This window comes from Pseudomonas sp. 3-2 (assembly GCF_019710535.1).
GTDB lineage: Bacteria > Pseudomonadota > Gammaproteobacteria > Pseudomonadales > Pseudomonadaceae > Aquipseudomonas > Aquipseudomonas pharyngis.
In genome coordinates this window covers 1,421,824-1,434,113 of record NZ_CP081200.1, presented here as the reverse complement: position 1 = coordinate 1,434,113, position 12,290 = coordinate 1,421,824, and the positions used below count along the sequence as shown (strand labels likewise).

Here is a 12,290-nt window from a genome sequence, read left to right as displayed (position 1 = left end):
CCGGCACCTTTGCGGTACCGGCAGCTCAGTGCTGGACACTGCGACCGTCAATAGGGATTGCAATCCATCTTCAGGGCCGTGGCCTGATCGACGTATGGCCGGGCCGGCTCAAGGTTCCAGACCGGTTTGTCCCTCACGGCCTGGCCCTGATAGACATGCTGGAAATGACAAACCATCTGCCGACGCAGCGATCCGCCATTGACGCTGTACTCACGCCATTGCGCATCGTCCTTGTGCTTGTTGTACAGCTCGGCAAACATCCGGTCGGTCTGATCTTCCTTGATCGCCCGGCCGCAAGCGGTAGGCACGACCTGCAACGACCAGGTATTCGGCCCGAGCACAGGGTCGGGGCGCTGACTCCAGGAGCTCGATTCAATGTACTTTTCACAGAATTTCGGGGTCGGTTCGGGTGTGGCCGCTACGCAGGAAAAAGTCGCCTTGGCGGTCGGTGTTTTGGGGAAGTTGATCTTGATCACATTGCGCTCCTTGCCGGTCTTGGCCTTGTAGTCGCGCTGATTGGCCAAGGCATCATTCAAGCCGCGTTGATCGCTGTAGAAGAACGCCAGAATCGGCAATTCATCGGTTTTCGGATTACCCAGGCGCAACTCGGTCTGGGTCTGGAACTCACGAGAGTTGATCACTCGCCGCGCCTCCATGAAGTTGCGGAAGGCATCGACCCGTTCCTTGCTGCTCATGGGGTTGCGCATGTTGAAGCCACATTGCAACTGATCCTGCATCTTGTCGTTGTTGAATCTGGTGAAGTGGGCGACCCAGGCTTTGGCATTGGTTATCGGCGGAACCATAGCCTGGCACACCGCCTCGGTCTGGGCGGTGTTCTGGTTGTTGCCACACCCCCGGTCGTCTCGATAGTCGGTCCAGGCATCGTTGGGGAATACGCAATAGACGTGCACCGGTGTCTCGGGATTACGCACCCGGTCCACTGGATTGATGATATAGCCGTTCTGAGTACTCATTCCCGGATCGGCGTAGCTGATGGTGTCGGCACGCATGTAGGAAGCAGCGAAAGTGCCCAGCTTCAGGGCGGTGGGACTGGGATTCCAGACATCCCATTGCTGCCCTTTCGCCGGATCGGCACGGTGAGTGCCGCGAATGATCAACCCTGAACAGTCCGACGCCGGGTCCGGCCCGCAACTGGCCACTGTGTTGTTGTACAACTCTTCAACCGTTTTCAGTGTCTCCGCGCACGATTCGGCATAGCTGCCAGTGCTCTGCAACAGCAACGCAAACATACATAACGGGACGAACCTGTTCAGACGTTTTCTCATGGCCTGTATCTCCTTGATACCGAGGGCACACTGAGCACACGCTGATCGGCGCGGCTCCCGTGACAATGGAACGCCGGTGGCACGTCGTTGGCTACTGTCAGAAATTACAGGTTGATGGGCATTTGCGACGAATGGTCGAGCGCGAGATGTGGGTGATGTTCTGGCGCACTGTCAATCCAAAAAAAAATTGTCCGGGCTGTAACGCATCCCGAGGTCGTTTCTCTAGTGGGGCAAGCAAGCGCAATCGCTTGTTCAAACCCAAGTTCAAACCGGAGAAACATCATGACTGCTACCACCCGCACCCTGTCCGCCACCGCCCTGGTTCTGGCCCTCGGTTCCGCCTTGAGCATTGCTGCCGTCTCCACCGCCCACGCCGCTGACGACAACATGGAAAAATGCTTCGGCGTGGCCATGAAAGGCAAGAACGATTGCGCCGCAGGCGCAGGCACCACCTGTGCCGGCACCGCGAAAATGGATTATCAGGCCAACGCCTGGAAGCTGGTTCCGAAAGGCAGCTGCGCCACCACCGAAAGCAAAACCTCGCCGACCGGTTTCGGTCAGCTCGAAGCGTTCAAAGCCAAGTCCTGATCCGGGAGCCGCCCGAGTGTCGATCATGATCACATCCTGCGACCATGCCCTGCGCCGCACTCGGGCAGCCCTCACCGGGCTCCCGTCCCGTGCCGGGCTGGGACTCAAGAGCGAGCACTTCAGCGAAGTGCTCGATTCACGTCCGGACATCGGTTTCTTCGAAGTCCACGCCGAAAACTACATGGTGGCCGGCGGCCCGTTTCATCATTTTCTGGGATTGATTCGCGAGGCGTATCCGCTCTCGCTGCATGGCGTCGGGCTGTCCATCGGTGCCGAAGGCGCGCTGGATGTCCAGCACCTCAAACGCCTGGCGGCACTGATCGAGCGCTATCAACCCCACTCCTTTTCCGAACACCTGGCCTGGTCGAGCCATGGCCCGGTGTTCCTTAATGACCTGCTGCCCCTTGCTTACGACACGCCGACGCTGAACCGCGTCTGCGAACACATCGACCAGGTACAGAACACCCTCAAGCGTCCGATGCTGCTGGAGAACCCGGCGACCTATCTGGCGTTCCAGCGCTCGACCATCGACGAAGCCGATTTCATCCGTGAAGTCATCCGGCGCACTGGCTGCGGTCTGTTGCTGGACGTGAACAATGTCTACGTCTCGTGCATCAACCATCAGCGCGATCCCCTGACTTACCTCGATGCCCTGCCGCTGCATGCAGTGAGCGAAATTCATCTGGCGGGGTTTGCCGAAGATGCCGACAGCCTCGGTGATCGCTTGCTGATCGACGATCACGGCGCACCGATCGATCAAGCGGTCTGGTCGCTGTACCGGCTAGCGCTGGAACGTGTCGGCCCGGTGGCGACGCTGATCGAACGGGACAATCAGGTGCCGGCCTTCAACGTGCTGTTGGCGGAAGCGCAGCAGGCCGATGAGCTGTTGCTGTTCGCGGGAGGTCGGCCATGAGCACTCAAGCCGCATTCAGCGCAGCGTTGCTCGATATCGTTCTGCCCTGCCCCGACGGTTTGTGCAGTGCCAACGGCGCCGATCCAGCCAGCCGTTTCGCGGTGTACCGCAACAACGTGCAGGGTTCGCTGATCAACGCGTTGGCCGACAGCTATCCCGTGGTGAGGCAGTTGGTGGGTGACGAATTCTTTCGGGCCATGGCCGGAGTTTTTGTGCAAAGCCATCCGCCACACAGTCCGTTGATGAGCGACTACGGCCGTGAACTGGCGGACTTCATCAGTGAGTTCGAACCAGCCGCGTGCGTTCCCTATCTGGCCGATATCGCGAGGCTGGAACGCTTGCGCACGCAGGCCTACCACGCTGCCGATGTGTTACCCCTGAGTCAGGAGCGAATCGCCGCTGTATTCGCCGATGCCGATGCGCTCAACGAACTGCGCATCGGCCTGCACCCTTCGCTGCATCTGCTCGATTCAAACTTCGCCGTGGTGGACATCTGGGCCGCGCATCAGCACGACGCGACCCTGGCCGGGATCGATCTGCATCACGCTCAACACGCGCTGATCCTGCGCAACGGACTGGAAGTCGAGGTGTTCACCGTGGATCGCGGCGCCAGCCAGTTTATTCGCCAGCTCAAAGCTGGCCTGTCACTCACGCAAGCGCTGGAATCCGCCGAGGCCTTCGACCTCAGCCAGACCCTCGCCCTGCTCATCAGCCGCCACGTCATCACTCATTTCCACCCAAAGGTGTTGTCATGAACAGTCTCATTGCCCGCGCCATCGCGCTGCTGGAAAAAATCCCTCACAGCCTGATCGCCTTCATCGCGCGTTTTTCCATCGCGGCGGTGTTCTGGAAATCCGGGCAGACCAAGGTCGAAGGGCTGGCCGTCGACCTGATCGATGGCACCTTCGAGTTCGGCTGGCCACGTCTTGCCGACTCGACGATTCCGCTGTTCAAGAGCGAGTACCACGTGCCGCTGCTGTCGCCGGAAATCGCCGCGCACCTGGCAGCGTTCGCCGAACACTTTTTCCCGATCCTGATCCTCATCGGCTTCGCCACGCGCTTTTCGGCGCTGGCATTGCTGGGCATGACCCTGACCATTCAGCTGTTCGTGTATCCGGATGCGTACCCGACCCACGGCACCTGGATGGCGGTGTTGCTGTACCTGATGGCGACCGGGCCGGGCAAACTGTCGATCGATCACCTGATCGCCAGGCACTACAACCGGTCCAGCGCCTCGCCGCTGAGCTTGAACCAGCCGATCAGGTAATCTGCCAGCACCTGGGTGCGTTTCGGTAGACCGCCCTGATATGGGTGCACCAGATACATCGGCATGCGTCGAGTCTGAAAATCGCGCAGGAGCCAGCGCAATCGGCCGTCAGCCAATTCCGTCTGCAACAGATAGGACGGCAAGCGAGCGATCCCGGCGCCGGCCAGTGCGGCTTTCTTCAACAGGTTGTAGTGATTGCTGGCGAACGGTCCCGACACCCGCACCCGCAGCAGTTCGTGCTGTTGGTGATAGAGCCATTCCTCGCGACCGCTGTAATGACTGTTGAGCAGACAACGGTGCTCGGCCAGCGCCTGCGGCGTCAGCGGTTCGCCAAAGCGCTCCAGATAGTCAGGGCTGGCGCAGGTCATTTCCTGCCAGGCCAGCAGCGGCTTGGCCACCAGTCGCTCATCATTGGCGACTTCAGTGCGGATCGCCAGATCGAAACCTTCGCGGGACAGGTCGCGGTAGCTGTTGTTCAGCTCCAGTTCGATCTGCACCTCGGGGTATTTCTGCGAGAAATCCAGCAACAGGCCGTCGAAGAAGGTTTCTCCCAGCGACACCGGAACCGTCATACGCACCGGACCGGCCATGTCGTCCTTCAATCGTGCCAACGCCTGACGCGCTCGCTCCACCTGGACGACAAGCGCCTGAGCCTGTGGCAACAATGCCGCACCGGCCGCCGTCAGGCTAAGACGACGCGTGGTGCGTTGCAGCAACACCACGGAAAACCGCGCCTCCAGCTGACTGATGCGCTTGGACAACTGTCCCTTGCTGCACCCCAATTGCTGCGCCGCCAGGGTAAAACTACCCGCCTCGATCAACACCGCGAACGCCGCCAGATCATCCATCTCGCTCATGGATTGTTTCCAATTGAAAACCAAAGGTTGCCCATTAGTGCGCTTATCCGCAGAAAAAACCACTCTAGACTGAAACCTCGTTCAATCACTTGAGGCAATCACGATGAAAATTCTGTTGATCGGCGCGGGCGGCACCATCGGTTCGGCCGTGGACAAAGAGCTGTCGCAGCGTCATGAAGTCATTCGTATCGGCCGCAGCAGCGGCGATTATCAGGTGGATATCAGCGACAGCGCATCGATTCGCAAGCTGTTCGAACAGACCGGCAAGTTCGACGCTCTAGTCTGCGCCGCCGGCAACGTGACCTTCGCCCCGCTGGGTGACATGACCGAAGACAGCTTCGCCCTCGGCCTCAAAGACAAGTTGATGGGCCAGGTCAATCTGCTGCTGATCGGCCGCGAATTCGCCAACGACGGCGCATCATTCACCTTCACCACCGGCGTGCTCAGCCACGATCCGATCCGCAGCGGCGCCTCGGCTGCACTGGTCAACGGCGCGCTGGACAGCTTCGTGCGTGCCGCCGCCATCGAACTGCCACGCGGCCTGCGCGTAAACTCGATCAGCCCGACCGTGCTGGTCGAAGCCATGGGCAGCTACGCTCCGTACTTCCGTGGCTACAAGCCGGTTCCTGCGGCGGATGTGGCATTGGCCTACGCCAAGAGTGTCGAAGGCTTGCAGACAGGTCAGACATTTCACGTGGGCTAAACCCTTGTGATGAACGGTCAGCCTGCGTAACGTGGCGGCACTTGTCTGGAGAGCCGAAGATGCGTGTTGCCCGTTCCCTGATCGTTGTTGCCCTGCTCCCGTTGTTTGCCGCGTGCCAGTTGTTCGATGGCGCGCGGGAAAGCGCCTCTCACGTCGGCCAGACGCGGATGCAGGGGCAACTGACCGCTGCCGACGGCAAACTGGTGTTCCAGGCCTGCAGCGAGCAGCGCCAATACGTAGTCAATGACATCGGCGGCACCAGCGTCCTGCAAGAGGCCGCCACCCTGGCCGATGAGCAAGGCAAGCTGTTCGCCGACGTGCGCGGGAAGATCGCCGGCGACCGCCTCGACCTGACTCAGCTCTATCGCGTCGAACGCTCCGGCAGCGCCTGCGACGATCCCAACTTCAAACAGCTGATCCTGCGCGCCGCCGGCCATGGCCCGGAGTGGAACGTAAAAGTCAGCGGCAAGGGCCTGGTCATCGACCGCGAAGGCCAGCCACCGCTCGCCGTGCCTTACGTCGAAGAGCAGTTGGGCGACGGTCGTTTCAATCTCAGCAGCGAAGCCAACAACCAGCGCATCGAACTGTGGGTGGCGCCGCAGCGCTGCGTCGACAGCAGCACTGGCAGCGTGCAGCACATGAGCGCCGAGTTGCGTATCGACGGCCAGGTACAGCGCGGTTGCGGGTATTTCGGCGGCTCGCGCAACGACTGATCGTTTTACCCTCACGGGATCCGGCCGATGCGGCTTATAATCGCCGCCTTCAAACGCCCTGGCGCAGTTGTGCGCCCCGCGAACCGGATCCTGTCATGTTACGAATCACCGAACTCAAGCTGCCGATCGACCATCCCGACGAAGACCTGCGCGCTGCCATCGTGCAACGCCTGGGCATTGCCAGCGATGACCTGCTCGATTTCACCTTGTTCAAGCGCAGCTACGATGCGCGCAAAAAGTCCTCCGAACTGTGCTTCATCTACACCATCGACCTCGAAGTGCGCGACGAGGCCAAAGTGCTGGGCAAGTTCGCCGACGACCGTAACGTCAACGTGGCGCCGGATGTCAGCTACAAATTCGTCGGCCAGGCGCCAAGCGACCTGAGCCAGCGCCCTATCGTAGTCGGTTTCGGTCCGTGCGGGATCTTCGCCGGCCTGCTACTGGCGCAGATGGGCTTCAAGCCGATCATCCTCGAACGCGGCACCGAAGTGCGCCAACGCACCAAGGACACCTGGGGCCTGTGGCGCAAAAGCGTGCTCAACCCCGAGTCCAACGTGCAGTTTGGCGAAGGCGGCGCGGGCACGTTCTCCGACGGCAAGCTGTACAGCCAGATCAAGGACCCGAAATTCCTCGGCCGTAAAGTCCTGCACGAGTTCGTCAAGGCCGGCGCGCCGGAAGAAATCCTCTACGTCAGCAAACCGCACATCGGTACGTTCCGTCTGACCGGCATGGTCGAGACCATGCGCGAGGAGATCCGCGCTCTGGGCGGTGAAGTGCGCTTCCAGGAACGCGTCACCGACGTGCTGATCGAAGACGGCCAACTGGTCGGCGTCGAGCTGGCCAGCGGCGAAATCCTGCACTCCAGACACGTGGTCCTGGCCCTCGGCCACAGTGCCCGCGACACCTTCCGCATGCTCCACAGCCGTGGCGTGTTCATGGAGGCCAAGCCGTTCTCGGTGGGTTTCCGCATCGAGCACCCGCAATCGCTGATCGACCGTGCGCGCCTCGGCAAGTACGCCGGCCACCCCAAGTTGGGCGCCGCCGACTACAAACTGGTGCACCACGCCAAGAACGGCCGCTCGGTCTACAGCTTCTGCATGTGCCCGGGCGGCACCGTGGTGGCGGCGACTTCCGAGCCGAACCGCGTAGTCACCAACGGCATGAGCCAGTACTCGCGTAACGAGCGCAACGCCAACTCCGGCATCGTCGTCGGCATCACCCCGGAAGTCGACTATCCAGGCGGCCCGCTGGCCGGGATCGAGCTGCAGGAACGTCTGGAGTCCCACGCCTTCATCCTCGGCGGCAGCGACTACAAGGCGCCGGCGCAACTGGTCGGCGACTTCATCAACGACATTCCTTCGACCGAGCTGGGTGAAGTCGAGCCATCGTACAAGCCGGGCGTGGCATTGGGCGATCTGGCCCTGGCCTTGCCGGACTTCGCCATTGAAGCCATTCGGGAAGCCTTGCCGGCGTTCGAAAAGCAGATTCGCGGTTATTCGCTGCACGATGCGGTGCTGACCGGGATCGAGACCCGCACCTCGTCGCCGCTGCGCATTACGCGTAACGAGGCGCTGCAGAGCATGAACGTCAAAGGTCTGTTCCCGGCCGGTGAAGGCGCGGGTTATGCGGGCGGGATTCTGTCGGCGGGTGTGGACGGGATTCGCATCGCGGAAGCCGTGGCGCGTGACATTCTCGGTCTCGAGACCTGACACCGGAAAATTGTGGGAGCGGGCTTGCTCCCACATCTTCCGGGTGTATCAAATATTGGCGCGCAGAACCGAGGCCGGCAGCGCCTCACCCTTCTCGGCACTCGCCGCCACAGCCGCTATCAATCCCTCCAGCTCATAGCCCTGCGCCTTGAGCCACGCCTGATCGTAATAGGTGTCCGCGTAACGCTCGCCACCATCGCACAGGATCGCCACGATCGAGCCTGACTCCCCCGCTGCTTTCATCTGCTGGGCCGCCATCAGCGCGCCGATCAGGTTGGTGCCGCTCGACCCGCCCACATGGCGGCCCAGACGCTGCGCCAGGTAATGCATGGCCGCCAGAGACAAGGCATCCGGCACCTTGACCATCGCATCGATCACCTTCGGCAGGAACGACGCCTCCACCCGAGGCCGGCCGATGCCTTCGATCCGCGAACCGTGGTCCAGACGCAAACTCGCGTCGCCGGTCTGGTAAAAGTCGAAAAACACCGAACGCTCGGCATCCGCGCACAGCACACGGGTGCAGTGCTGGCGATAACGCACGTAACGCCCGAGGGTCGCGGTGGTGCCGCCGGTGCCGGGGCTGGAAATCAGCCAGGCCGGGCATGGGTGCTGTTCGTAGCGCATTTGCTGGAAGATCGATTCGGCGATGTTGTTGTTCGCCCGCCAGTCGGTGGCGCGTTCGGCGTAGGTGAACTGGTCGATGAAGTGCCCGTCGTGTTCGCGGGCCAGGCGTTCGGATTCGGCGTAGATTTGCGTCGGATCGTCCACCAGATGACTCTGGCCACCGTAGAACGCAATCTGCGCAATCTTCTCCTTGGAGGTGGTCGCCGGCATCACCGCAATAAATGGCAGGCCGAGCATCCGCGCGAAATACGCTTCGGAAATCGCCGTCGAACCGCTGGACGCCTCGATCACCGGTGCGCCGGGCTTGAGCCAGCCGTTACACAAGGCGTAGAGAAACAGCGAACGGGCCAGCCGGTGCTTGAGGCTGCCGGTCGGGTGGCTGGATTCATCCTTGAAATACAACTCGATGCCCGGAAACCCCGGCAGCGGCAAGGGGATCAGGTGGGTGTCGGCGCTGCGCTGGAAGTCCGCTTCGATAATCCGGATGGCTTCGCGGGCCCACTGTCGGTTGTCGCTCATGGCTGTCGTTCTCGTTGAATCGGGCAGAAGTGCCTTTACAGGCTCAGCCCCCAAGCTTAGGAAAAAACCTACGGCACCGACAGATACAGCTGAACTTCAATCCCTTGGGCAACTGCTAGGCTCTCCTGCACGTGGGGGCCGATGCCTGTAACCATATATAACAAAAAAGAATATAACTTTTGTTTTAACAACTAACGGTACGGGTTAGGGTGTGCCACCTTTTGACTTTATCGATGGAGAGCGACCTTGCCTCTGCGTAGCACTTTCACGCGTTTCTTTCAGTTGGAAGCTGCCAGCGGTCTGTTACTGATCGCCGCGGCCATCCTGGCTCTGATCATCAACAACTCGCCGCTGTCGTGGTTGTACAACGGCCTGCTCGACACCCCGGTGGTGGCGCAGATCGGCGCATTGAAAATCGCCAAGCCTCTGCTGCTGTGGATCAACGACGGCCTGATGGCGCTGTTCTTCCTGCTGATCGGCCTGGAAGTGAAGCGCGAAGTCCTCGACGGTCAGTTGTCCAAACCGTCGCAGATCGTCCTGCCCGGTGCGGCGGCGATCGGCGGCATGCTGGTGCCGGCACTGATCTACTGGTTCCTCAACCGCGACAACCCGGCCGCCCTCGATGGCTGGGCGATTCCGACCGCTACCGACATCGCCTTCGCCCTCGGCGTACTGGCCTTGCTCGGCAAGCGCGTGCCGGTGTCGCTGAAGCTGTTCCTGATGACCCTGGCGATCATCGATGACCTCGGTGCCATCGTGATCATTGCGATCTTCTACTCCGGTGAGTTGTCGACCCTGTCGCTGGGCCTGGCGGCGGCGTGCATCGCGGCGCTGGTGGCGATGAACCGGCTCGGGGTGGTCAAGCTCGGGCCGTACATGATCATTGGTTTGATTCTCTGGGTCTGCGTGCTCAAGAGCGGTGTCCACGCCACGCTGGCCGGCGTAACCCTGGCATTCTGCATCCCGCTGCGCACCAAGAATGCCGAGCCTTCGCCGCTATTGGCCCTCGAACACGCGCTGCACCCGTGGGTCGCCTACGGCATTCTGCCGCTGTTCGCCTTCGCCAACGCCGGCCTGTCGCTGACCGGCGTGACCGCCGAAAGCTTCACCCACCACGTCCCGATGGGCATCGCCGTCGGCCTGCTGCTGGGCAAGACTCTCGGCGTGTTCGGCCTGACCTGGCTCGCCGTAAAAATCGGCATCGCCGCCCTGCCCCACGGCGCCAACTGGGGCCAGGTGCTGGGCGTGGCGATCCTCTGCGGGATCGGCTTCACCATGAGCCTGTTTGTCGGCTCCCTCGCCTTCGTGCCGGGCGCCAGTGAATACGCCGGGATGGACCGAATGGGCATTCTCACCGGCTCGGTGTTTGCGGCATTGATCGGTTATGCGGTGACGTTGGCGGCGAGCAGAAAGAACACTGCGCTGCGATAGCCGTAGCGAACAATCCCCACGTCTTTAGAGACGAGTCCTACAGCCACGATTTTCCTGCTTCGTTAACGTCGTGCAGCCCCTTTAGAGGGCTGCCGATGCATGAACGAAAGGACAATCAGTGGCTGTTCAAAAGGACATTCCCCGGGTTCCCAACCCACCGCGGGCGACGGGCATCACGTCACTTACCGCTACATGACGGCCACCGAACTGGCCGATCAGCAAGACCGACAAGACAAGTACGACGCCATGCTGGCGAGACAGGATGCCTTCGAGCGCAGCCGTGAGGTGGCGGCGAACAAGCCTGAGCCGGTGCGCGCGGGCTGCGTGTTTGCCAAGTCGTGCAAGCTGCCGGATGCGATCATCGATTACTCGAATCCTTCGGGGATGGTGCCGACAGACAGCCTGAAGGATTACGGCGAGCTGATATTGCTGGGTGGCCGGGAAGCCGATGACAGCGGTGGCGTCGCACTCAAGAAAATAAGCGGCACCGCAATCCCTGCGGGGCTGGGCACTTTTGCCCTTGCCGGTCAGGCGTTCAAGGCATTGCCCGCGATGGCCTCTACTGCCGCCATCAGCCCGCTGCTCGGTTTGGTGGCGATGTTCATGCCATCGAACCTGGGCGATAGCGCGCTCTATACCGAAGACCAGTTACTCGCCCTCAAACAGGCCCGAACCCGTGTGCGCTTGCGCGTTGAACAGCAGGCTGATGGCAGCCTCAAGGGCTACGGCTTCTACACCGGCAAGCAACTAGATCCCCCTAAAGGGAAAAAACGAAGCATCAAAAAGTATTTGTGAGGGATTTATGGGATTGAAAGCCAGACTCGAATGGTATGACAAGGAAACCGAACTGGGCGTAGGAGAGGAATTAACGAAAGACTTCGGTGACGACGGCTCTGTAATCGAATCACTCGGCATGCCAATTGAAAATAATATAAACAACGGCGGATTCGATTTGCTCTTGCACTGGGTGAGTATTCTTCAACCGCACTTTAAGCACGTCATTGATTCATCTTCTTATGACTACCAAATCGCATTCGTCTACCGCGATCACTGGTGAACACCAAACAAAAAACCCCGACCAGTCACCTGATCGGGGTTTTCTTTTACCGCTCGTTTGCGCTTAGTGCGAAACGCGGCTGGTCCCGCCAACAGTCGAAATCCGTACCCGCTCACCCACGCGGAACACTTCATTCTCCTGCACTTGCTGCACATAGGCGCGCATGCTGCCGTCGTCTTCGCGCACGGTGATTTCAACACCTTGTGTGCGGGTCAGGCCTTCTTCAGTGGCCGAGCCGATCAGGCCACCAGCTACCGCACCGATAACGGCTGCAACGATGCTGCCTTTGCCGCCGCCGATCGCGCTGCCACCGACGCCGCCAACCACTGCACCGGCAGCGCCGCCGATCGGGGTCTTGGTGCCTTCGATTTTCACCGGACGCAGGGATTCGATGGTGCCCATGCGAATCGTCTGCACGCGACGCGCTTCGTCACGGGAGTAGGAGTCACCGGTCAGGCTCGACTGGCAGCCGGTCAGCAACATCGCCATCGTGGAAAAGGAAGCAACCAGCAGAACAGACTTACGCATAGCATCAACTCCAAAGGACAGGTATTCATTAAACTCCGCAGCTTGACGCCTGTCACGGCGTCGCCCGGATTAAGTTGCTTTCATTCAGGCCCGGT

At 60.8% G+C, this 12,290-nt stretch carries 13 protein-coding genes and 1 pseudogene; 10 read left to right on the top strand and 4 right to left on the bottom strand.

Features of this window, described 5'->3' with window-relative positions:
* Nucleotides 1-47: 47 nt before the first annotated feature.
* The gene (locus tag K3819_RS06440) at nucleotides 48-1,286 is read right to left on the bottom strand and encodes a DUF2599 domain-containing protein (RefSeq protein ID WP_221398865.1); all 1,239 of its coding nucleotides are present in this window, start codon (nucleotides 1,284-1,286) and stop codon (nucleotides 48-50) included.
* Nucleotides 1,287-1,568: 282 nt separating this feature from the next.
* On the opposite strand from K3819_RS06440, the gene K3819_RS06435 reads away from it, so the two are divergent.
* Genes K3819_RS06435 through K3819_RS06420 form a run of 4 tightly spaced genes read left to right on the top strand, consistent with a single transcriptional unit; the run spans nucleotide 1,569 to nucleotide 4,054 of the window.
* The gene (locus K3819_RS06435) at nucleotides 1,569-1,874 is read left to right on the top strand and encodes a DUF2282 domain-containing protein (RefSeq protein ID WP_221398864.1); all 306 of its coding nucleotides are present in this window, start codon (nucleotides 1,569-1,571) and stop codon (nucleotides 1,872-1,874) included.
* Between the two features lie 25 nt (nucleotides 1,875-1,899).
* A complete protein-coding gene (locus K3819_RS06430) occupies nucleotides 1,900-2,787 on the top strand; it encodes a DUF692 domain-containing protein (RefSeq protein WP_221398863.1) in 888 nt (295 codons plus the stop codon).
* Nucleotides 2,784-3,542: a DUF2063 domain-containing protein gene (locus tag K3819_RS06425; RefSeq protein WP_085612368.1), complete on the top strand. Its 759-nt coding sequence runs from the start codon at nucleotides 2,784-2,786 to the stop codon at nucleotides 3,540-3,542. Before K3819_RS06430 ends, K3819_RS06425 begins: the two co-directional genes overlap by 4 nt.
* A complete protein-coding gene (locus K3819_RS06420; RefSeq protein WP_221398862.1) occupies nucleotides 3,539-4,054 on the top strand; it encodes a DoxX family protein in 516 nt (171 codons plus the stop codon). The genes K3819_RS06425 and K3819_RS06420 overlap by 4 nt, the downstream gene beginning before the upstream one ends.
* Here the strand turns inward: K3819_RS06420 and K3819_RS06415 are convergent.
* Nucleotides 4,003-4,911 (bottom strand): LysR family transcriptional regulator, encoded by a 909-nt coding sequence (locus tag K3819_RS06415; protein WP_221398861.1) that lies wholly within the window; start codon nucleotides 4,909-4,911, stop codon nucleotides 4,003-4,005. The genes K3819_RS06420 and K3819_RS06415 overlap by 52 nt on opposite strands.
* Before the next feature lie 103 nt (nucleotides 4,912-5,014).
* On the opposite strand from K3819_RS06415, the gene K3819_RS06410 reads away from it, so the two are divergent.
* The 3 genes from K3819_RS06410 (at nucleotide 5,015) to K3819_RS06400 (ending at nucleotide 8,036) form a co-directional block, all read left to right on the top strand.
* Nucleotides 5,015-5,614: a short chain dehydrogenase gene (locus K3819_RS06410; protein ID WP_064593949.1), complete on the top strand. Its 600-nt coding sequence runs from the start codon at nucleotides 5,015-5,017 to the stop codon at nucleotides 5,612-5,614.
* A 59-nt stretch (nucleotides 5,615-5,673) separates the two neighbouring features.
* Nucleotides 5,674-6,327 carry a COG3650 family protein gene (locus K3819_RS06405; protein ID WP_221398860.1) on the top strand — a complete coding sequence of 218 codons (654 nt, stop codon included), beginning with the start codon at nucleotides 5,674-5,676 and terminating at the stop codon, nucleotides 6,325-6,327.
* A 95-nt stretch (nucleotides 6,328-6,422) separates the two neighbouring features.
* The gene (locus K3819_RS06400; RefSeq protein ID WP_221398859.1) at nucleotides 6,423-8,036 is read left to right on the top strand and encodes an NAD(P)/FAD-dependent oxidoreductase; all 1,614 of its coding nucleotides are present in this window, start codon (nucleotides 6,423-6,425) and stop codon (nucleotides 8,034-8,036) included.
* A 48-nt stretch (nucleotides 8,037-8,084) separates the two neighbouring features.
* On the opposite strand, the gene K3819_RS06395 is transcribed toward K3819_RS06400, so the two are convergent.
* Nucleotides 8,085-9,179: a PLP-dependent cysteine synthase family protein gene (locus K3819_RS06395; protein ID WP_221398858.1), complete on the bottom strand. Its 1,095-nt coding sequence runs from the start codon at nucleotides 9,177-9,179 to the stop codon at nucleotides 8,085-8,087.
* A gap of 246 nt (nucleotides 9,180-9,425) precedes the next feature.
* Between K3819_RS06395 and nhaA the strand changes: the two genes are divergently transcribed.
* The 3 genes and pseudogenes from nhaA to K3819_RS06380 all read left to right on the top strand — a co-directional run bounded on the left by nhaA (nucleotide 9,426) and on the right by K3819_RS06380 (nucleotide 11,667).
* A complete protein-coding gene (nhaA, locus tag K3819_RS06390) occupies nucleotides 9,426-10,610 on the top strand; it encodes a Na+/H+ antiporter NhaA (RefSeq protein WP_221398857.1) in 1,185 nt (394 codons plus the stop codon).
* 118 nt (nucleotides 10,611-10,728) lie between these two features.
* Nucleotides 10,729-11,363, top strand: a pseudogene (locus K3819_RS06385) (toxin); the annotation flags it as partial.
* Between the two features lie 49 nt (nucleotides 11,364-11,412).
* On the top strand, nucleotides 11,413-11,667 hold the full coding sequence (locus tag K3819_RS06380; RefSeq protein ID WP_085612360.1) for a colicin E3-like toxin immunity protein: 255 nt from the start codon (nucleotides 11,413-11,415) through the stop codon (nucleotides 11,665-11,667).
* 63 nt (nucleotides 11,668-11,730) lie between these two features.
* Here the strand turns inward: K3819_RS06380 and K3819_RS06375 are convergent, their stop codons facing one another.
* Nucleotides 11,731-12,195, bottom strand: coding sequence for a glycine zipper 2TM domain-containing protein (locus K3819_RS06375; protein WP_007969461.1), 465 nt, complete (start codon nucleotides 12,193-12,195; stop codon nucleotides 11,731-11,733).
* Between the last annotated feature and the right edge of the window lie 95 nt (nucleotides 12,196-12,290).